This window comes from Paenibacillus xerothermodurans (assembly GCF_002220865.2).
GTDB classification, from domain to species: domain Bacteria; phylum Bacillota; class Bacilli; order Paenibacillales; family NBRC-103111; genus Paenibacillus_S; species Paenibacillus_S xerothermodurans.
Genome location: NZ_NHRJ02000001.1, coordinates 23181 through 45329, shown reverse-complemented (window position 1 = coordinate 45329; position 22149 = coordinate 23181). Strand labels below are relative to the sequence as shown.

At 50.6% G+C, this 22149-nt stretch carries 16 protein-coding genes; 1 reads left to right on the top strand and 15 read right to left on the bottom strand.

Features of this window, described 5'->3' with window-relative positions; translation table 11 throughout:
• The first annotated feature begins 200 nt into the window (after positions 1 to 200).
• Entirely contained in the window at positions 201 to 1850 is a 1650-nt protein-coding gene (locus tag CBW46_RS00185) for a hypothetical protein (RefSeq protein WP_089198027.1), read from the top strand.
• Positions 1851 to 1964: 114 nt separating this feature from the next.
• Here CBW46_RS00185 and CBW46_RS00180 read toward each other — a convergent pair whose 3' ends face one another.
• From CBW46_RS00180 to CBW46_RS00110, 15 genes are all read right to left on the bottom strand, one after another.
• A complete protein-coding gene (locus CBW46_RS00180) occupies positions 1965 to 3284 on the bottom strand; it encodes an ArgE/DapE family deacylase (protein ID WP_089198026.1) in 1320 nt (439 codons plus the stop codon).
• A 119-nt stretch (positions 3285 to 3403) separates the two neighbouring features.
• On the bottom strand, positions 3404 to 4585 hold the full coding sequence (locus CBW46_RS00175; protein ID WP_165842155.1) for an alanine racemase: 1182 nt from the start codon (positions 4583 to 4585) through the stop codon (positions 3404 to 3406).
• 46 nt (positions 4586 to 4631) lie between these two features.
• The gene (locus CBW46_RS00170; protein ID WP_089198024.1) at positions 4632 to 5834 is read right to left on the bottom strand and encodes an ROK family transcriptional regulator; all 1203 of its coding nucleotides are present in this window, start codon (positions 5832 to 5834) and stop codon (positions 4632 to 4634) included.
• A 331-nt stretch (positions 5835 to 6165) separates the two neighbouring features.
• Positions 6166 to 7008 carry a carbohydrate ABC transporter permease gene (locus tag CBW46_RS00165; protein WP_089198023.1) on the bottom strand — a complete coding sequence of 281 codons (843 nt, stop codon included), beginning with the start codon at positions 7006 to 7008 and terminating at the stop codon, positions 6166 to 6168.
• A gap of 11 nt (positions 7009 to 7019) precedes the next feature.
• Positions 7020 to 7958 (bottom strand): carbohydrate ABC transporter permease, encoded by a 939-nt coding sequence (locus tag CBW46_RS00160; RefSeq protein WP_243633109.1) that lies wholly within the window; start codon positions 7956 to 7958, stop codon positions 7020 to 7022.
• A 59-nt stretch (positions 7959 to 8017) separates the two neighbouring features.
• Positions 8018 to 9340: an ABC transporter substrate-binding protein gene (locus tag CBW46_RS00155; RefSeq protein ID WP_089198022.1), complete on the bottom strand. Its 1323-nt coding sequence runs from the start codon at positions 9338 to 9340 to the stop codon at positions 8018 to 8020.
• Positions 9341 to 10035: 695 nt separating this feature from the next.
• On the bottom strand, positions 10036 to 12789 hold the full coding sequence (locus tag CBW46_RS00150) for a glycoside hydrolase family 2 protein (RefSeq protein WP_089198021.1): 2754 nt from the start codon (positions 12787 to 12789) through the stop codon (positions 10036 to 10038).
• Between the two features lie 125 nt (positions 12790 to 12914).
• A complete protein-coding gene (locus CBW46_RS00145) occupies positions 12915 to 13931 on the bottom strand; it encodes a Gfo/Idh/MocA family protein (RefSeq protein WP_089198020.1) in 1017 nt (338 codons plus the stop codon).
• A 233-nt stretch (positions 13932 to 14164) separates the two neighbouring features.
• Positions 14165 to 15868 (bottom strand): sugar phosphorylase, encoded by a 1704-nt coding sequence (locus CBW46_RS00140; RefSeq protein ID WP_207802209.1) that lies wholly within the window; start codon positions 15866 to 15868, stop codon positions 14165 to 14167.
• A 123-nt stretch (positions 15869 to 15991) separates the two neighbouring features.
• A complete protein-coding gene (locus CBW46_RS00135) occupies positions 15992 to 16801 on the bottom strand; it encodes a sugar phosphate isomerase/epimerase family protein (RefSeq protein WP_089198019.1) in 810 nt (269 codons plus the stop codon).
• Positions 16802 to 16836: 35 nt separating this feature from the next.
• Positions 16837 to 17892 (bottom strand): zinc-dependent alcohol dehydrogenase, encoded by a 1056-nt coding sequence (locus tag CBW46_RS00130; RefSeq protein WP_165842183.1) that lies wholly within the window; start codon positions 17890 to 17892, stop codon positions 16837 to 16839.
• Between the two features lie 26 nt (positions 17893 to 17918).
• On the bottom strand, positions 17919 to 18761 hold the full coding sequence (locus CBW46_RS00125; protein WP_089198017.1) for a carbohydrate ABC transporter permease: 843 nt from the start codon (positions 18759 to 18761) through the stop codon (positions 17919 to 17921).
• Entirely contained in the window at positions 18755 to 19681 is a 927-nt protein-coding gene (locus CBW46_RS00120) for a carbohydrate ABC transporter permease (RefSeq protein ID WP_207802208.1), read from the bottom strand. The genes CBW46_RS00125 and CBW46_RS00120 overlap by 7 nt, the downstream gene beginning before the upstream one ends.
• Positions 19682 to 19711: 30 nt before the next feature.
• Positions 19712 to 21034: an ABC transporter substrate-binding protein gene (locus tag CBW46_RS00115; protein ID WP_165842154.1), complete on the bottom strand. Its 1323-nt coding sequence runs from the start codon at positions 21032 to 21034 to the stop codon at positions 19712 to 19714.
• Positions 21035 to 21084: 50 nt separating this feature from the next.
• Positions 21085 to 22113, bottom strand: a complete 1029-nt coding sequence (locus CBW46_RS00110; protein WP_165842153.1) for a LacI family DNA-binding transcriptional regulator — start codon at positions 22111 to 22113, stop codon at positions 21085 to 21087.
• Positions 22114 to 22149: the final 36 nt, after the last annotated feature.

Below are 22149 nucleotides of genomic sequence, written 5' to 3'. Positions count from 1 at the left end.
ACACCTGTTTTTTAGCTTCGACCGGCATAGGCTCTCTGATGTAGTTACGAAGGTCAACAGATAAAAAACTAAGAGTTTATCCGACGACAACGTGAAGCAGGCAAAGTTCTTTACGGTATCCGTAGTCGCTTGTTCCATTTTCCTTATTTTAGAATAATTTCCCATACAAAATAATAAGTAATGGTGGAGGTGAAAACGCTGTGAAATACACAAGGAAAGGACCATCCATCATGTCGGGCGTGAAAAATAAGATCCTCAAACGTTTGCTCATCGTCACTACGCTGATATCGCTTGCCCTCCCATTATGCACTCCAACATTCGCTGCCAACGAACCGCTCTCCACAAGCCAACCTGCCAGCATCAGCTCATTTCAGCTGGGCACCACTCCAATAACCAAAGGACAGGACGTGGATTCACGCATGCAGTGGCGGCTCGCTTCTGAGGTGTCCCAATTTGGGATCACGTGGAAATTTGACAAGGCATATCCCGTAGGCCAGTTCGTGAACGGCGATTGGTGGGTGTTGGGGCCCGTCACGGTGGTCGAGGTAACACCCGGCCCGGCCCCGGCGCCTCCCGACGAAACGACCGAGACACCGCCGAATCAGTGGGGAGACACCGGCCTGCAAGACAACAATGATCTGCGCAACGGATCGATGGTTGTGATGACTCCTGGTCCAACCCAAGGGTACGATTCACGCGGAAAGACATTCAGCGCCGATGCATCCATCGTTTTTCCGTATTCGCTTGAGGCCAATCGCTCGCTGATTTCCTCCATTAGCAATGTCAGCATTCCGACACAGGTCATGCACTATAAACTGATGTGGCCTTCGGAGCAAGAGTCCGACCGTGTGATGCAAACCGCTGCGGTGCTCACCAGCGTTTCTAAAATTCCGCCGCCAGATGCATTTCGTCCCAGCTACTTCGGCGACGACAAGCGTATCTATCGGGCGCGGGATTTGCGGTGGGATCGGCTGTTGCAGCTGAAGTTCGACCCGGCTGACGTCCCCTCCTGGGAGCAGTTTGAACGCTACTTCGAACGGCCTTGGCTCGATCACCTCAACGGAGCCTGGCAGGGCCAATGGCTGCTGCCGACCCAAAACCAGCCGGCCTACGGCCGCGAGAATGCCCGCATCGTGGGAATTGCCTCGTTGATGCTGCACCTGGATGTGCCACGGGAACAAAAATACAAGCTGCTCGTCCGGCTCGTGCAAAACGGCATTGATCTTCGCGGCATCGCCGAGCAGGGCGGATACTGGAATGAAGGCGGCGGCCACACCAGCGGCCGGAAATGGCCGATCCTGTTTGCGGGGCTCATGCTGGATGACAAATATTTCTTTGACATGCCTGAGACCGCGATCTTCCATGAGGACACTCAAACTTATTACGGGGATGGCTGGCACGGCCAGTCGGCGCTGTGGCAGATGGTCACACATCACGGCGACCGTGAGCCCTACTTGCACAAGCATCCTGATCATTGGGAAATATGGGATCAACGGTCGGAAAGCTATAGGCGCTGCTGTACCGTGAGAACCTGGGGCGGGCAGTCGCTTGCCGCCTTACTGATGGGTGCCAAACACATTTGGAACCACGACGCCTTCTTTGACAACGTCGACGATTGGATGCGGGTGGAAGACATCTATGCCGATGAGCGCAATGGAATTCCACGTCCACCGGAGGAAGGCGGTGCCTTCGTTCCGTGGGACGATTTCGTCACGGATATGTGGGCACGCTACCGGTCCCAGGTTCCCAAGCAGCGTGACGGGGGCTCCCCCCGCATGTGGGACACCAGCCAGAGCGGACCGATCAAGTGGGTGCCAAACAAACATAAGCCTCAATCAGATACAGATTGACCCATGAATTTAACTCCGCGAAACCAGCCGTCGGGCCATTCGGCCGACGGCTGGATTTCGCTTTCATTGAAGAAGATGTGTTGTGTTCTTCTCTGCAACACAGGCACAATCAACTTAATGGCTTGTTTCATAGTTACAAAAATTCACTATGACTAATGCAAGTATCTTAACAGATGCAACTAGCTGTTCGATATCCATAAACTCATCCGGCCGATGCGCCGAGCCGAGTTGTCCAGGCCCAAATACTAATGCCGGAGTATCACTGTGCATATTAAACATCATGGCATCACATGCTGCTTCAAAACCACATATTGTCGGCTCGGTTTGCATGATTGCCGTAAAACTGTCCTTCAAGTCATGCACGATTTTGTGGTCGCTCGGCATCTTCGTCGGGTATATCGGCCTCATGTCGACGCGTTCGATCTTAGGTGGATTGTCCTTCATGTACCAGTCAAGTAATGCTGCATTATGAATATGATCTTCAAATGATTTAGTCACTTCATCCAAGTCTTCGCCAGGCAGCACATCGATCCATAATTCCATTTTGGTTTCATAGGGAACGCCCATAATTGCCGGGTTTCCAGCAACAAATGAGTACACACTATCCGAAATTGCAGGCGTTGGAAAGATCAATGGATCCGAATACAGTTCATTGTCTCTGGTCTGATGGTGACGAATTTTTTCGAATTCTTCTATTGCTTTTTTGATTTTTATAGCGTTGTCTAACGCACTTACACCTTCCCACCAGAAGCTCTGATGGGCACCCACTCCGGGCACGGTAATTTTATAAGCTTGTCCGCCTTTCGTGCCAGGCTCAATTTTCAAATCGGAAGGTTCCAGTACAATCGCTGCCTCACCGTGATACCCCTTCACTATGCAGGCGAGAGTGCCGTTGTAACCTCCAAGTTCTTCGTTAACAACGCTTTCCAGAATCACATCGCCTTGGCAGGTTATTCCGCATTCCTGCAGGCATTCCACCGCCATGGTCATCGCAGCCAGACCCCCTTTCATGTCCACCGCACCTCGCCCATATAGCCTGCCTTTATCAATCTCACCGCCGAAAGGTTCATGCTCCCATAATTCATGGGGACCTTCATGCACCACATCAGAATGCCCGTTAAGTATTAGAGTTTTACCTTGGCCACTGCCTTTCCAGACTCCCACAACATTGGGCCGATTCGTATAATCAAGTCCCGGCCACCATCCTTCATGGTCTTGTATTCCTGCTACGTCTGAAGGTTCAAAAATATCTACAGTGAGGCCCATTTGATGATATTTTTTGGCGATGAACTGCTGTACAGGACCTTCATCTCCACCCGGAGGGTGCGTCACACTTGGTATTCTCACCAAGTCCTGCAAAAATTCAATGATGTCGTCCCGCTTCGCTTCTACGCGTCTTATAATGCGTTCTTCAATTTCTTTAGGTACGCCCATATTGTTTCCTCCCCACACTGGATCTGAAGCTAGTTTATGCGATCAAGCTGCCACATTATGAGGCGATACGAAGCACTGCGCCGCCGTAGCCTTTCCGATATGTGAAAATAACGAGACCATCAACGGAACAATTTCCCCCGAGAAACGACATTGCCTTGCGCGTCAAAATATCCAAGCACGGATGCCGCACCACGATCAGCCCCATCTATTGCAGCCACTTGCCCGCGGGTAAAAAACACTTGTGGGCGGAAGCCAAAAAGCACTACGTCTCCTTCATTCACCTCGCCATTGACATATCCGTAATAATCGATTCCACCGGTCGGAATCAGTTCAACACTTCTTTCCACCAGCTGTTCACCTACAACAGCGCGCAAAGGATAGCTGCCGCGCACTGGATCTACATACAGACCGCCTCCAAATACATGTCCTCTGCCTTCGTGCAGGTGAGAAATCTCTGACAAATACAGAATAGCAGGAGTTTCTGCGGTGTCTTTGACAGTGCCGAGTGGCGTCGTTCCCGTCAACCCGTGCCCTGGCTCCACATGGGTGCCGCCGCGTTTAGCAATGAGTTCCAGCATATCGGCAGAGTTGGTGCCAGGCACATTTATCTGTTCAATCTTGATGCCCAATTGGCCTTGTAACAAACAAGCCGCCTCCAATACTGCGTCAAAATGAACGGTAGGCTGAATATCCTGGGCCTTGCTATCAAACAGCAAACACGGAAACGATGTAACACCAACAATTCGGAGATAGGTTAGCTTCATAATCTCCCTGGCCGCCTCAATCACTTCCCCTAGGAAAAAACCACCTTCATGTCCCGGATAAAAGAGCGGTTGCTCACCATAAACTCTTAACAAAATGCTTTGTTGCACCCCGATTTGTTTAGCTGCTTCGTTTAATTCCTGAGCTTTTTTTAGTGAGAACACAGAAAATACTTCCGGCTGCATGCTCACTAATTCCAATGCAACACCTCGGGGCGCTTGGACCAGATGACCTACGTGACCGAGCTTGAACCCTTGCATATGAATTTGTCTTGCTCCCATCCAGTCTACGGCCACGAACGATTCGATACCCGATTCCACCACGGCTTGATGTAAATGCGGGTTATAACCGACTTGTTTCGTCATGCCATACACGTGTAACCCCAGTTTTTTTGCTTTTGCACTAATGATAGCTGCATTTTCACGGATCTTTTGCAAATCGAGCACATAGGTGTTGGCCTCCAGCTCTCCTGCGGTATGCAGCTGTAAAACGGAATTCACAAAATCGGGGTTACGCCGAAGCAGCGGTTTTAAAAACACAGAGACCATCTCCTTTCATAGTAAACAGCCTATCTACGCAGATTGCTTATGTTAAGCGAATATCTTTCAATAAGGTAAGTGAAGGTTTGACGCTATTTAACGCTAAGAGGGCCATCCCATACAACGGTGCCAGCAGCTTCAAGTCAGACACCACAATTTCTACTGAAGTGTGAGATAGCGTGTGTTTACGTACATTGCCGATCAGACGGTGTAAAAACATATCAGCAGACTTCGTCAAACCTCCCATGAGCACTATCCTCTCGGGATTAGCGGTAAATACGAGATTAAGAACTACGATGGAGAGGTAATCTGTGAACTCGTCGACAATCGCGATAGCCGCCGGATCCTCATTAGCGGCACATTGAAAAATATCCGCTGAGGAAGTCCACTTGCTAGTGTTTCCTTTTTTATCAGTTGATGAGCAGTATCGTTCCATCAGCCCGGAACCAGAACACAATACTTCAAAACAGCCTTTATTACTCCAATCTTGTCTTAAGTGTCCGCGTTCAAAGAGCATATAACCAATTTCTCCAGCCGCATTGCGAGAACCACGAATAATATTCCCATCGATAAGTAATGCGGAACCGATGCCCGTGCTCAAGGCGATAAGGGCGGCATTTTTCAAGCCTTTGCATTTCCCCTGCCATATTTCCCCGATTAATGCTGCACGGACGTCGTTCTCCAAAATGACAGGTATTCCGAACTCCTGCCCAAGGCGTTCGCTCAATTTGACATTGTCCCATTCGGGTAAATTGGGTGAGCCTTCAATCACAATACCCCGTTTGTTATCTACGATTCCCGGCGTTCCGATTCCAATGACCTGAAGTGAACTCACGCTTCTCTCGCATTCTTCGATCAGCCCGTGGATGGATGAGATTAAGAGCGTTATAAAAGCATCGCGTGTTTTTGTTTGATAAGTGGAAATTTCTTTGCGCGCGATTAACTCAGCATTGCCATCAAACAAAGCGAAAGATATTTTGGTTCCGCCTAGATCTATGGCCACTCCATACCCAAGCTCCCCGTTGTAATCAAGCAGAACTCCTTTGCGCCCGTCTGAGGAATACTCAGTGTCACTTTCATAAATAGCCCCATCAGCCAGAAGATCGTTTACGATACCGGAAACGGTTGCGCGAGTAATGTTCGTTTTCTGTGCTACCTGCGCACGTGATAGCGGTCCGTGCTGCCTTGGCACGTTAAGCACTAGTGATTTATTCATCTCTCTTCGCAGGCTGGGAACATTAGAATGCATGTTGGATTAAGCCTCCTGTCTTTGACGCGCATACATTTGTTTTTTGCAATATACCAACATCTGTATTTTAAACGGAAATGCTGTTGTTCGTGGATACATATGTTAGTTCGTGGATACATATGTTTACATTTGCACTCTTTGGCGACACAAATATATAAGTCAAAAAAGAGCCGCGCGATGCTATGCTGTTTGTTTAGCAGTAAAAAACGGGGCGGTTTGTTGGTATAGATGAATCGAGACAAGCAATCGCGTGCTCTGCAAGGTGAAAAAGGCTGCCATTATGAGCAACCTTCTTATGCTTTTGCCGGCTTTTCCATCCGCCCGAGTAGAATCACCCTTTAATTCCGGATAAGGTAATTCCTTTAACGATGTACTTTTGGAAGATCACGAAGATAATGATGATAGGGATCGACGCATAGGCATTCACTGTCATTGGCAGTGTTTCATCTTGGGTGTAGGAGCTCATGAAGAACGGGATGCCAACCGGTAGCGTGAACAGTTCCTCCGACTGCACGGCCAAAAACGGCCACAAGAAATCGTTCCACGAGCCCAAAAAAGCAAAGATCATTAACGCTGAAACGATCGGCTTGGACAATGGCATGAAGATGTTCCACCAAATACGGAACAGGCTGCATCCATCCATCTTCGCCGCTTCGACCAGCTCGCCCGGCATGCCGTCGAAAAACTGCTTGAAAACGACAACAGCCAGCGGCCCTGCCAGCCCCGGCAAAATAAGCGCGGCATAAGTATCCAATATGCCCATCTCATTTACTATCATGTACAGCGAAACAATGGTCGCTTCGCCCGGAATCATCAGACCGCTCAAAACGAACCAAAAAGCGAATTTGCTGTAGCTGAACGGGATGCGCGAAAGCGCGAATGCCGCCAGCGCGGCCATAAACAAGCTGAGCACAGGCGCAACAATTGCAATCAGCAGACTGTTTAACGTCCATTGGATGACCGGGGCATTCTCAAAGATATAAGCGTAGTTTTCCAAGGAAAACGGCGGCAGAAAACGGTCCGTGATATTTCCCATAGCTGTGCCCGGCGGCTTCAGGGAAGTGAACAACATATAGAGCAGCGGCACGAAGAAGAATACTGCGATCCCATAAGCGATAACGTGCAGGACCACGTTCCCCAATGTCAGCTTTTTTGCTCCGGCTAATCCCTTCATACTGATCCTCCTTAATCTTTTTTTGGACTAAAGAATTTCGCCTGCAAAAGGGACAGAATGATAAGAAAGACGAAAAAGATGAAAGACATGGCAGTGGAAAGGCCGAGCTCGTTCGCGGAAAAGCCAGTTTCATAAATATATTGAATCATGGTTCTCGTTTCATTGCCCGGACCCCCACGCGTTACCAGCCACACCTGGCCGAATACCTTAAAGGAAGCTATCACTTGGAGAATCATAATGAGCGCGATAATGCCGCGCATTGCCGGCAGTGTAATGTACTTCAGCCGCTGCCAGCCGTTCGCTCCATCGAGAGTCGCCGCCTCGTAATGCTCTGGCGGAATATCCTGAAGGCCTGCGAGAAGTACGATCATGTTAAAGCCCTGCGTCCACCAAAGCGTGATCATTACGATGGAAACCCAGGCGAGATTGGCGTCATTTAGCCAAAACCATTCCGTGCCCTCCGCAAGCACACCAATCTTATGCAGCACGGTGTTCATCAGACCGGTGTATGGCTGCAGAATGAATACCCAAATGTAACTGACAACTGCAACGGATAACACTTGGGGCATGAAATAGACGGTCCTTAAAAATGTTCTACCTTTCAGCTTTGCGTCAAGAATGAGGGCCAAACAAAACGGCACCAGGATGAGAAATGGTGTGGAATACACGACGAAGTACGCGCTGTGCAGAAGGGACGCCCAAAAATCGGCATCTTTGAAAGCATAGATATAATTGTCCAGACCGACAAACTCGCCCTTGCCGGCCAAGGTCCAGTCATGAAAGCTGACATACAAGCCGTAAAAAATCGGAAGTATGGAAAAAATCAAAAAAAATGTGAAATAAGGAGCCAAAAATGCGCCCGCGAGCAACTCGTTATGCATTCTCCTCTTGCGCTTCGCCAGCTTCGCATCCGACAAAGAATTCGGTCCGAGTGTGGTTTCCGTAGCCATGATTTTTCCCTCCAATCCTGCGCGGGAGCCACCCGAGGTACTTCCCACGCAGATCTGTGTTAGCGTGCCAGGATCTTTTGCATGTTCTGCTCGGCTGATTGCAATCCCTGATCGACAGTCGCTTTACCAGTCCAGATGGTCTCGAGGGCCTGGACCAGCTGATCCTTTACCGGCCAGAGCTTGGGCTGCTGAGGCATATAGACACCGTCGTTCGCCGCCTGCAGGTAATCTTGCCTAAGTGGGAGATTCTTGAATTCCTCGGATTCGATCGCCGTCTTCGAAGGAGGGATATGTCCGGCCTTGGCCCACTGTGCCGCATGATCCGTTACCCATTTCGCAAAGGTCAGCGAAGCTTTCACTTTGTTTTCATCGGCGCCCTTCTTATGCACTGGCAGAATAAAACTGTGGGAATCAATCCAGGTGGCCGGTTTATCGTAGATTTGCGGGAACGGAATTGCGCCAAACTCCAATCCTTTGGTTGCTTCGAGCGTCCCAGTGAACCAGACACCGGTCGGAAGCAGAGCGCCTTTACCGGCTTGGAACGTTTCACCGATTTTGGGCAGGTTTTTCGGCACCAGTCCGCTCGAAAACAGATCGGCAACATAAGCAGCGGCTTGCTTTCCTTGTTGGTTATTGACTGTTACTTTCTTTCCGGATTCATCGAACAGCCCCTGTCCGCCAAGCTGGTTGTACAGCGCCCACCATACGCGGTACGGATCTTCACCACTGGAGCCTAGCAGCATGTTGACCACGCCTTTCGGCGCGCCGTCTTTAATTTTTTGGAGGAACGCTTTAAAACCGTCAGGGCCCGGGTCTATCACTGGCCGTTCATTTTCATCCAGCAGATTTAAATCTCGTAGAATTTTCTTGTTATAGTAAAGAATCAAGGGGTGTGCATCGATCGGCATGGCGTAGTGCTTGCCGTCAAACATCGTAGCCTTCAACATGTTCTCATTGAAGCCTGACCAGTCCAGAGAGTAAGGGTCCATCGGCTCAATGATCTTCAGGTCAACTAGCTCGGCGAGCTTGGAGGTGTGGGAGATGGCAAGATCTGGCGCGTTGCCTCCGGACACCGCCGTTTGCAGCTTCGTGTAGAATTGCCCCCAGTCCTGAGTCAGTGCTTTCACTTCGATTCGGCCTTGGTGCTCATCGTTAAACTGCTTCACCAGTTGGTTCATAATCGCGCCGTCCCCGCCACTGAACATATTCCAGTAAGTGATCGTAACTTTCTGTCCCTCTGCAGCAGATTCTTGCGTCTTGTTTGCGGTCCCGTCTTGCGTGCCATTGTCTCCACCTTGCTTACCGCCGGAACAGGCAGTGAGAAGCAATGTCCACATCAGCACCATACAGATGCTAACCGATAACACCTTAGCACGTTTCACACAAATCCCCCTCACCCATCAAGATTGAATTTATGATATCGCTTACAAGAATCAGTTGCGCAAAATTATTTGATCACACTCCCTTCGGACGTTATCAATGTCCTGCAGCGTTTGGCGCTGATTACAGCGTTACCCAAACTTTAGTGGTAAAAAATTCCTATGTCAATACTTTCTCTTGATTTTCTGTTTGTTACAGATAATCAGTAATAAAGCACGTTTTTCTTTCCAAGCAGCAGTTAACATTGTCTCAGATCCAGGAAATTTCCATGCGCAAAAACGTCTATGGTGAGGGAGCACCAAAACGTTTGTGGAAGACTCCGGTGGTATACCGTCAATAAAATGATTCGCATAATGATATCCTGGCTGTCATCGCCAAACGCCTTGCCAAACAGAGTTTATACCTCCAGAAACACCGGCCGGGATGATAAAGGATGATAACCATAGGAGGGCTCGTCGGATGGTTTGATTACCCGCTTCGTTAACTTCCAACGCCAAGGCATGCGTCACTTTCCGCAGCCGCTCCGATGCATTGCTGGTCAACGCCAGCATCCGACATTGTCCGCTCTGATCTGATTTTTTGCATATTAAAAGAACAGGGGAAAGCGCGGTAAACGGCTCTCCCCTACGGCACGACACATCCCATTCTCAGTCCGACGGCAACTACTAATTAGCTGCCCCTCTGGCTTGCCACAAGTCTATTGGAAACGGACCATGAGATCGATTGGGTAGCGCCCGGCATTTCGGCCATACAACGCAACCCCGCCCGACTCCGCCCGCAGTTCCAGCTTAAAGCAGCGGTTGAAGTTTAGTTGCGCCACGATCCGGCCGGGCACGACCGCTCTGCATAAGTAACCATACGAGCCAGCTTCATCAAGCTTGTTATGCAAGGGCTGATAATGCCAGGACAGCACACCCCGACTATCAGCCGGGTCGTCCGGCAGGTCGAACGAGCCAACGCGTTCGCCGTTCACGAAGACATGGATTCGCGATGCATGGCACTCTTCGTCGGTCATATAATACGTGTTCGGGTTGTACTCCACATTGGCCGCAGCACCATGCATGTAATTAATCCCCGGTTCACGCACTTTGGCGCCCTCGATATTGCGTGCCAATGTCCGCTTAGCACTGGCCTCAAAGAAAACTTCCATCTCGTTGATTGTGGGCTGTTCTGTGCTGTCCGGTAAACTAATGGTGTAGACAAAACGGCCTTCTCCGGCGCCGGAGGTCTTCCCCACGCCAATCGCCTCCCACTGGTGCTCGAACGAGTATTCAGTGAAATCGGCCACCGGAACACTGACAAAACGGCCATCCTTGTCGTACGTACCATCTGCTGTGCTGCTGCGCACATCGAAGGTGGTAAAGTTCCTCGTCAACGCACGGCCGGTGCTATCCACCAGTTTCAACGCCAACACAGCAACCGCATCCTGATTCGGAAGGGTCAGATGCAGTTCGGTGACCGGCGCCACACCAAAACCGTCCCAAGCCACATCAACCGTTCCGTGAGCGGCAGTAACCCTGACGCCGAGATTGTCATACCATAACTCCCACACGAGAGAGAGTGTTTTGCCATGATACCGGTCTGAAAAACTGGAACGGAGCAGCGGTACCGTCACTGCCGTACCGGCATCGACAGTCTGACACGGCGGTGCATCAATGACGATGAAGTCCGGAGCATGAAGGTCGGCGATGGTCATGCCGGGCACAAACGCTCCATATCCGAAATCCTTATCTGTGCCGTCGAGCCTGTAATAGCCATTGAACTCGTTGACGACGTCCCGAAACTCCGTGAACACAAAACCGCAAATTTTGTCGTGACGGCGGAACTCATTCAGCATGTAGCGATAATGCCAGGCTAGGTCGCTGTCACCCGCACCACCTTCGATGCCCCAGACGTTGCCGCATTCGCTGTTCATCAGAGGTGCATCGGTTTGCACGTTCCCGCCGATATAGTTCAAGGATGAGCCGGGGAAGGTTTTCGACACCACTTCTTCTAAATGCGCGCGCACCTGCTCATAACCATTAATGTAAAAGTGCCACGTGTTGATATCTGTTTCGACATGGTCCCAATTGCATGGCGAGTTATCTTCCACGATGCGGGTGGGATCCATTTGCTTAGCCCATCGATACATGGCACGCACCCATTCCTGTGTATCCGGAAGATAGTTGTTCGGCTGATCCGACCGGCCTGTCAAGCTCGTTGTTTCAGCCTTGGTTTTAAGTCCCCATGTCTCATTGAACATCACCCAGGAAAAAATAGACGGATGATTGAAGTCTCTCTCGATTACCTCCAGCACTTCTCTTTCGTACGAAGATCGCGACCGCTCATCGGGATTGCCCCAGAAGCAAGGCATATCCTCCATCACAAGAATGCCTAGCTTGTCGGCCCAATACAGCTTGCGCGGCTCTTCCGGTTTAATGTGAATACGCACGAAGTTTAAGCCCAGTCGTTTCATCAGAAATATTTCATTCCGCATGTCGTCGTCGCTTGGAAAAGTAAAATACCCGGTTTGGTGAAAGGATTGATCCAGCGTGCCATTGAGATACACCGGCTTGCCATTCAGAGTGATCCACCGGTAGTTGCGGCCATCAAATCGAGCCGTACCGATCTCTCGTACACCGAAATACGTGGTGACTACATCCTCTCCAAAGTCACCTGACAGGCGTACCTGCCCTTCGTACAGATTGGGCTCTTCCGGACTCCAGAGCAATGGGGATTGAATGGTGAACGAAGTCGTAATCTCAGTCGTGCCCGGACCCAGTGTCGCGTTAATCCGGTGTCTCACCTGTCCGTTGGCAAATGAGAACTCCAGCGCTGCCTCTCCAGCCGAGCGGGCATCGATTTTTGCGGTAACATTTACTTGCCCGTCGATCCTGGTCTCAAATTTGGCATGTTGCACATAAGCCTGAGGCCTTACCTCCAGCCATACCGGCTGCCAAATGCCCCGGATCTCGCCGTAGCCCTGTTTGCCGCGCGCCTGATAGTCTTCGTCCTCGTCCTGTACCCGCACCGTGATTGCATTGTCTCCCTCCGCCCGCCACGCATCCGTTACTTCAAATTCGAAAGGGCCGTACCCTCCCCGGTGAGTCCCAACGGAGACGCCATTGATCCACACCTCGCACGCGTAATCAACAGCGCCGAAACGGAGGAAAATCCGGGCATCTGATGGAGACGGTCGCCAAGCAACTGATCGGCAGTACCACGCGATGCCTTTCACGTTCTGCGCGATGCCGGAAAGCGGGCTCGCCCAGGAGAAGGGCACGGTAATACGGGAATCGTAAGCGCTTACAGTGTGATTCTGCCAGGACGCCCTCAATCCCTCATCGTTAGGGTCGAACCGGAACGACCACTCGCCGTTCAAATTCAGCCAATCTGCGCGCTGCCAGTCCGGACGAGGATGTTCCGCGCGAGGATAGGCGGCTGACTCCGACATTTCTGCTTGGGTTAGCATAGAACACGACCTTTCTTTGGTAAGTTAACCCTATTCTAGCACCTGTATTATGTTGGTTCAATGTATAATGAATTTACACTGAGGCAGCCAGAGGGCCGCCTCAACCGAGCGCGCAACAAAAGAACTTAGATCGCTTTTCCCGTGGCTGCTGATACTCCTTGTAATTTGATCCGACCGCCCGTGCTTGCCGATAGAGCGGCAGCCTCATTAATCGCCGTTAGCAAGATCGCATCCTCCTTGCAAATTGTCGGTGCATATCCACCTTGTATAGACATCACCCATTGCTCCATCGGCATCAACATCCGGGCGGGCAAATCATTTACTTCTTCCCACTCCGAGCCGGCTAGGCGCATTCGCACTTTATGGTTCTCCACCACAATGGTTCCTTTGGTGCCGTGAAGCTCCATGATAAACATCCCCGCTCCCGATGTAAACCCGGTTTCCAATATGCCGATAGCGCCGGATTCGTATTCTACAGTTGCGACAGCGTGAACGTCAACTTCATAACCCTTCGGAACAACGAAGTTGGCCGTCACCGTCTTCGCCTTTCCCCCAAATCTGTTAGTTAAGTAAATCGCATGCGCGCCGAGATCCACGAAGGCACCTCCACCGCAGAGCACGGGATCGTAAAAATGCTGCGGAAGCCATCCGTGCGGATTCTTAGAGGTGCGCACCGTGCCGTCATGGGCCACGCGGACCCGGACCGTATTCAGCTCACCCAGGATTCCCTGGTCCACAGCTTCCTGCGCGAACAAATAATAAGGCTCGACTAAGCGGGGCAAAGAAATCATTAACTGAACGTTATTTCGTTCAACTGCTTCATAAATTTCTGCGCAGTCGCTCACAGACAAAGCGAGTACTTTCTCTGTAAAAATATGTTTACCACTGTTCGCAGCTCGGATGATAACATCCTTATGCATATTCGTCGGCGTAGTTACGATCACCGCATGAATTGAGGGGTCCGCGAGTAATTTATCCAAATCCCGCTCAAAGGCGACCCCTAAGTCCGCCGCCCAAGCTTCCCCCCTGTGTGCATCTTCATCCCAAACCCGCTGAATCGAAATGTTGGGGTTGGCCAGTGCTTCATTCATATAGTCCACCCAATGGACGTGCCACTTACTCAGCAATGCAACTGATAGCATGTTATCCCCTCCGTCACTCTTTCTTTGCTTCCAACGGTGCACTAATCTATTTTCTGTTCTAAATATCCTGCGATACAATACTACGTTAGTCAGCCGGCAATTATGAGCCGATACATATAGTGAAAGTTTCTAAATCATGCTGAGGGAGCTCAATGTCGGCGCCTAATTCGAGTAATAGTTTTCCATCGAACTTTTTATACTCTTTTAACATCTGTTCGTTCGAAAACTGTACTTCACCCACCCACCGAGCGGATCCATATCGCCTGATACGGTGCAATTTCCACTTCTTTGTCAATCGCTGTGTTCCCGATCAGGTCAGTACCCGAGTACGATGTGGCAAGCTGTACCGTTTCATCAGATACGTTGACCAATACGATAATTTCTTCGGCTGTTTCCTTATTGGTTCTGTGGACAGCGAAGATCCTATCGTCCAGGAACAGAATCTGCTGTTCCGCCTGGGGGCTGAACGCGCTCTGCCGCCTTCTCAGGCGGATCAGGGCGCTCAGCGCCTGAAAAACAGGCTTACGGTGCCGGTCGGACTCCAGTTCCCGGTATAATGTCTCCTTTTCTAGTTTTTCCCTGTTAATCCTACGGTTGATGCCTGATTGTTCCAGGCCTTTGTAATCGTTACGGGAACCGAGCAGGCTATGAATGTAGATTCCCGGGACACCGGCCAGCGAGAGGAGGATTGTATGTGCGGCCAGAAATCTCTTGATACGCACGTCGTCAGGTTCTTCAGGATGCGTTAGCGCGTCAATATAACTGATATTCAGTTCATAAGGGCTTTTGGTTCCGTCCCCGTTGTCCTTGAAGGACACCCGGCCTCCATGTTGCTGCACCTTGTCCACCATGGCTTGCTTTTCTTCCGCTGTCAGAATCCCCTCTGTGGGCCGCATGCCGATGCCGTCGTGGGAAGAGAGGAAGTTGAAGAATGTCGTTTCCTTTGTTGTAGGCTCCAGACGGTCGGCCCATTCCATTAGTTTTCTAGCATTTTTCGTATGGAAGGAGAACAGGGTAAGAGGGGGCAGAGGAAACTGGTATACCATCTGAGCCTCGTCATGACCGTTACCAAAGTAGCTGATATTATCAAGATGAGGAACATTCGTCTCCGTAATCAGTATCGTACCCGGAGCACACAGCTCCAGTACTTCACGCATGAGCTTGATCAGCTGGTGCGTTTCGGGCAGATGCATGCACGTCGTCCCAAGCTCCTTCCACATGAACCCGATCGCATCCAGCCGGATGAACCGTGCGCCGTTCCTGGCATAGGAAACGAGGATGTCCAACACCTCCAGCAGCAAATCCGGGCTTTTGTAATTAAGATCGATCTGATCTTCGCTGAAAGTCGTCCAGACATGCTTGACTCCACGGGAAGTATCAAATGCGGTCAATAACGGCAGCGCTCTGGGTCGCGTTACTTTGCTGTAATCCCTCTCCGGGTCCGCCTCGATAAAATAATCCACATATTTGCCTTCTCCCCGCAAATACCCTTGAAACCATTCACTGCTTTTCGAAATATGGTTAATGACCGCATCAAACATCAGGGCGGTGTCTTCGGCCATGGCTTTAACATCTTCCCAATCTCCCAACTCGGGGTTCACTTGACGATAGTCCGCAACAGAAAAGCCGTCGTCCGATGTGTATGGATAGAACGGCAAAATGTGAACCGCACTGACCGTATCCAATGCATAATCCTTCAGAAATCCATGCAGCGTGCGAAGAGGCTTGCTCCCCTGATCTTGAATGGAGTCTCCATAAGTGATCAGCATCACGTCGTTTTCCGTTACCCACGGCTTCTGTTCACGCCCGGACTGCGCGCAGGTGCCAAGCAAAGCATCGATTCTCTGGAATACTTCTTCGCCGCGGTCCCCATACAGCAGGTTCAGCTTCTCCAACATGGTCTTTTTCTTCTCTGAATCAATGGTATACGTTTTCATATCTACCTCCGAAGGAACTTCATTGCTAGCTGCGGCACCCGGTCATCGGCCACGCGTGGCAGGCATCGTACTGCATTGGTGATCGTGCCAGGCACAGTGTGGTGCCTACGGTATGTGCGGCTGTCAGGTCCCACTTGCCTGCTTAACACAAGCTTGGATATACAGGACGGACTGTCGGAAGGCGGCCTCCTCGTCCTCAGCCAGAACTCGGCACTCAAATGCCATATAGCCTTCGTAGCCGATCTCTTTGAGCGCTTTAAAGCCCGGGATAAAATCAAGGTGTCCGTCACCCGGCTGGTATCTGTGGCTGTCCGCTATATGCACATGTCCGATATAGTGCTTATACCGTGTAATACTGCTTGTGATCTCCGGTTCTTCAATATTCATATGGAAAAAGTCTGCGGTTACCTTGACATTGGAAAACCGGCCTTCCTGAATGATACTCACCGCATCCGAGAGCCTGTTCAGCATATGATCCTCGTACCGGTTCAGCGGCTCAAGGTAAACGAATGTACGGGTCTCTGCAGCAACCTGATTAAGCTTACCAAGAGAATCGAGAAGTGCCCGCCGGTCCCCCTCCTCCGACCTTGGAGGCTGCATGGGCGGAAGCCGTTTGGAGAACATGCCCCACGCGGCCGGCACAACGATTCCTTTGCCTCCGATTTGCCCGATATGCCTTAGAATTTCGCTTATATCCCGGACAGCGTCCTCGCGTTTGTCTTCTTCAAAATGTCCGATCCATCCGCGATATCCGCCGCAAGCCGTAATAACGGGAACTCCGGTCTTCTCCACGGCTTCTTTCACTTCATCGAAACGGTCAACTAGCAGTTTGCCGTCAATTTCAAAAGCTTCAAAGCCCATGGACTGAACGGCTCTAAGCTTGTCTTCCATCGACTCAGGGAAGAACGGTTTGTCTTGGGTGGCTAATTTCATTTTTCGTCGCCTCTTTTCGCAAGAAAATATGAATGTTAGTCCAGGGTGATGCCCAGCTTGATGCTGGATTCCGGGTGCTGATCAACATGTTCGCAATAAGCCTCTGCACACTGCTCAAAGGGCACGACGGGAGCTACGATATCCTCGCAATCAATCCACCCGGAGCTGAGCATTTGCCAGCAGACTTCCTCTACGCGCTTCCGGTTCCACCGGGGATAATCCGGATTAGGCTCGCTCGCCGCGCGGGAGAAGACGATCTTCGCGTTGTTGAAATGCGCTTCCCTGCCCAGATCTAAACCGCCTTTAAACTCACGGGCCCAGCCGACGTAAGCGATTGTGCCGCCATAAGCCAATCCGCGCAGGGCAGCCTGCAGGGCATGTACGTTGGCGCTTGTTTCAATAATGACGTCCATACCCGTCTTGCCGGTCGATTTTTTCAGTTCCAGGCCCACATCTTGTGATAACGGGTCGAAAGCTTCGTCTATGCCCGCTTTCAATGCAACTTCGCGGCGGATGGCAATTGGATCGACCACCGCTACATAGCTGGCGCCGGCTTTTTTGGCCATTTGCGCGGCGATTTGGCCGATGGCTCCCAGGCCGACTATGGCGACACGGTCGCCTGGCCGGACGTTAGCGTCGCGGATGCCGCTCAAAGCAAACTGGGCGGGATCATAACAGACGGCATTCTTCCAGGACATGCCCGCAGGCATCTTTTTCAGGCGGAAGTTATTCACCGCGTTCACGATATGGGTTTCACGGATGCCGCCGTAACCGCAGACCCTGTCTCCTACAGCAAAGTCCTTCACATCGGAGCCTATTTCTATGATATCGCCCACCCACTGGTTTCCAAGGTTCCACTCCCCGAATTTCACCCCCTTCGCATCAGAAGGATCTCTGGGCATGAACATCTGCCACTCCGGATCATACTGCTCATCCAGAAACGGAGTTTCGCCACGGAAATCGGCAAGTTCAGAGCCATGCTTGGGAGATGCGTATTTTACTTTGACCCGAATCTCGCTCGAAGCAATCTCTCTATCCTCGTACTCCATAAGCTTTGCTTCCCGGGGTGCTGCCGCTACCAATTGTTTCAACATAGAAATTCCTCCGTTTAGTTTATTTATCCTTTTTCTCCGCCTGCAGTCAAACCGCCGGCAAAATACTTCTCCACGATACTAAACAGGACGACAACCGGAATGGCGGATAAAAGCGAGGCCGCCATCATTCTGCCCCACACGTAATGTTTGGTATGGAACAAGTGGCTTAATCCGATCGGAAGCGTCATATTCTTTTCGGACACGATGAACACCGACGCGAACAGGTAATCGTTCCAGGCGATCATGAACACATAAATGAACACCGATGCGATGGCGGGAATCGACAGCGGAACAACGATCTTGTAAATCACCTGGATTCGCGTCAAGCCGTCGATGATCGCCGCCTCCTCCAGCGACTGCGGAATGGTTCTGAAATAGTTGCCGAGCATGTAAAGCGACACCGGCATCGTCAATACCAGGTAGGTTACAATCAGAGACATTTTGGTGTCGTACAGGCCTGCCATCGTAACCATTTTATAAAGAGGCACCACTAAGAGAATTCCAGAGAACATGTAGATCAGGAGAACCCCTCTTTGGATGGCTCCGCGTCCTTTATACTCAAGACGGGCAAAGCTGTAAGCACCCATCGTGCCCACCACAACCGAAATTAATGCGGTGATGAATGAAATTTGGAAGCTGTTGGTAAAGTAAGTCCAGAATGGGAAAATTGTAGGGTTCAGCACATCTTTAAAATGTTGAAGTGTAGCACTCTGCGGGATCAGGTGCGGAACGGCTTGCAGCGCTTCGTCATTTGGCTTGAGAGCGGTACTTAACATCACGAGAAATGGAAAAACCGTAGTGACGACGGTTAACAGGACCAGACAGTACAGAATGACTCGATTAATCAGCCGGTTATTCGTTACCATTTCAGCACCTTCCTTACGGCAAAGAGTACAAATACCATGATCAAAATAAATAGAGTGACTGTAATGGCGGCGGCTAATCCATGGTCAAAGGTTGTAAATGCCAGCTCGTACGTATATACACCGACCACCGGCACTTCTTTCGTCAACAGGTAGACATCGTCGAATTTGTAGAAGTTCCAGATGAACCGCAGGATCATTAGCGAACCCACCACAAACTGCACTTCCGGCATTGTGATAAAACGGAACTTGTTCCAGCCGCCGGCCCCGTCGATCTCTGCCGCCTCATAAACCGTCTGGTCGATGGACTGCAGCTTTGCCAGAACCATCATGAAGCAAAAAGGAAACAGGTGCCAAATGTCGAACACGCTGACAAGGGTTAAGGCCGCATTTGGCGAATCCAGCCAATCCACGTACTCGCCCAGCACTCCCAACTGCTGTACGAGCGTATAGTTGACCATCCCGTATACGGGATTAAACATATACTGCCAGACAAAGACCAGAGAAATGATCGGTGCAACATAGGGCAGCAGGACAACCGACCGGTAGAGCCGTCTTCCTTTTAACTGCTGATTGAGCAGCAGCGCGACCGCTACTCCCAGCACTGTCGCTCCGATCACGGTCGCCGTCGTATAAATCAGAGTCACCCATAGCGAATGCCACAAGCTCGGATCTGTAAGAAGCGCCACATAATTATCGAACCCGATAAATGTGTTCGACCGCCGTGGGTTTAACGCAACGTTCTGAAAGCTTAATGTGATGTTATAAATCACAGGATACAAGATCACGATGGCTATCAGGATGAGTGAGGGCGCAATCAACAGATAACCCAGCCTCGCCTCCTTGTCTTTCATTGTTGGTTTTTTACGGGCAGGACTGATTGCGCCGGATAAACCCTCATTCAGTGCATTATGATTTTGCATGGTTTCACTTCCTTTTTGCAGTGATTGGCGTTATTCCGTTGATCTTCTTGCGATCTTGCTCATTTTGTCCTGAGCGTTCTGCGCGGCCGTCTCCAGACCAACATTTCGTTCGGTTATACTGTTCACCGCCTCGCCGATGACAAATTGGGCGGAGATATCTCCCATCGCGGGTTTCATGCTGCCGTTGACAAAGCCGAATCGCTTCAAGTTATCCAGACTCGACGCAATCTTGATCGCTTCAGGGCCATATGCCTGCAGCACTTCGTTCTCGAGGTAAGCAGGGTCTTCGGCAATCACTGCTCTCGTCGGATTGGCTCCCCCAGGTGACATATGCAAGTATTTGATGTTAATATCCTTCTGCGTGAGGAAAAGGGTAAACCGTTTGGCCGCTTCACGCTCCTGTTCGGAAATCGTATTCATCACCGCTAACGACGTGATTTCACCGTATGTGGCTTTTGTTTTGTTCTCCGGCACTACAAAATGTGTATTCTCTGCCAGCTCTTGATTCTCCGCCAGGTCACCCATCAGATAGGAAGAATACATCACCATAGGAGCCCGACCGGACAAATACATCTCCCGCGCCTCCCGCCAGCTTTCCGAGCCCGGTGGCGTATACTTGGCGAGCTCTTTATAGTAACTCAAAGCTTGCAGCATTTCTGGAGAATTGAAATTCACTTTCCCTTGCTGATCGAATACCTGAGCCTCGTTGGATAAGGCAAACTGGCTGAACGTCTGTTCCGTGAAATCGTCCTTCGATGTTCCCACCACGATACCGTATTGCTGACGGTCGGGGGCATGGAACGCTTGTGCCGCTTTCAGGATGTTGTCCCATGTTGCAGGCGGCTCCAATCCTTTCTCCTTGAACAGTTTCCCGTTATACCAGATGCCCTGCACCCAGCCGGAAATCGGAACACCGTAATAGCCCTGATTACCACCGGCTTTCATTGTATTTAAAGCGCCTTCATAAAAGGTATCCTTACCGATCTCATCAATGACCGCTTCGTGGAGAGCATTGTCCGTCACGAGCTCAGAACCGAGAAAGAGCATTTGGTCGATTCCGCCTTCGATCATAGCCGGCAGCCGGTCTGCTCCGAGAGCGGCCGAGACTCTGCTCGGAAAATCCTCTTCAGGAACCGGAACCTGCTCGACGCGGATGTTCGGATTCTGCGTTTCGAAGGTTTTGATTATCGATTTCAGTTGAGCTACCCGCTCTTCTTCCGTCTGAGTATGCCAGTATTGAATGGTAACCACTCCATTGTTGGCTTCGTCGGAATCAGCGCCGGAACTGGCGCAACCAGCGAACAGTGAAAAGGATAGACAGGTCACGAGTGAAAGTGAGAATGTTCTTTTCATAGCGGCCTCCAATTCTCCAAAAACGTTTTTGGAAATCATTAAAAAAAATTTTATTCTCGTCTGCTGCAAGCAGCTGTGGACTCTCTTACAATGAGTTCACAGGGAAGCACGACCGGACAGGAGCTTGGCCCTGTATTCTCAATAATTTTTAACAGTACCTCTGCCGCTGTACTGCCCAGCTTGTATTTGTTCTGCCTGATCGTAGTGAGAGCCGGCCGGAAGTACGCTGCCTCTCTGATATCGTCAAATCCGACGACGGAGACGTCCTCGGGAACCCGAAGTCCGATAGCGGTGAGAGCTTCGATAACACCCATGGCCATTTCATCGCTCGCTGCAAAGAAGGCCGTGATCTGCTTACCGGTTTCAATTAGATTGCGGGTTTCCTCCATTGCTTTCTCCTTGATAAAGTAACCCAGTCTCACCAGCGTAGGGTCCAGCCCAAGTTTATGGTCCATCAACGCCTGCTGGTAACCTCTCAGCCGGTCGAAGCTTGTCTTGCTGATCTCGTCCCCACCTATGAATGCTATGGTCGTATGACCAAGAGATATCAAGTGTTCGATGGCCTGTTTGGCACCGGAGAAGTTGTCCGACTCTACAAACCCGCACTTCTCACCCACAAGTGGAACGTCAATAGCCGTACACGGGATTCCGCTTTCCTGAAGCTCCGTGAGCTGGTGGTCCCACTTTTTGCCTTCCCCTGTTAAAAGCAACACGATTCCGTCCACACTTCTCTCTTTGCTTAGCGTCGTGTAGGTTGCTCTTTCTTTGTTTTTGTTGGTAAACACGAGCAGATCATAGCCGGCGTTACCTACGACTTCCCTCACCGCGGAAATCACATCCTGAAAGAAAGGGTGATCAAAGCCGGAATTCGTTTTGTTGCCGAAGAATACGCCTATTGTATGCGTTTTCTTCTGCACGAGACTCCGAGCCACGGCATTGGGAAAATAATTAAGCTCCTTTGCGATTTTGAAAATCTTATCTCTCGTCCTCGGATTAACATCCGCGTAGTGATTCAACGTTCTTGAAACTGTTGATATGGAAACACCCGCTTTGCTGGCAATATCTTTTATCGACACCATAGGGCATCCCCCCTTATTTTCGGAAACGTTTTTGGT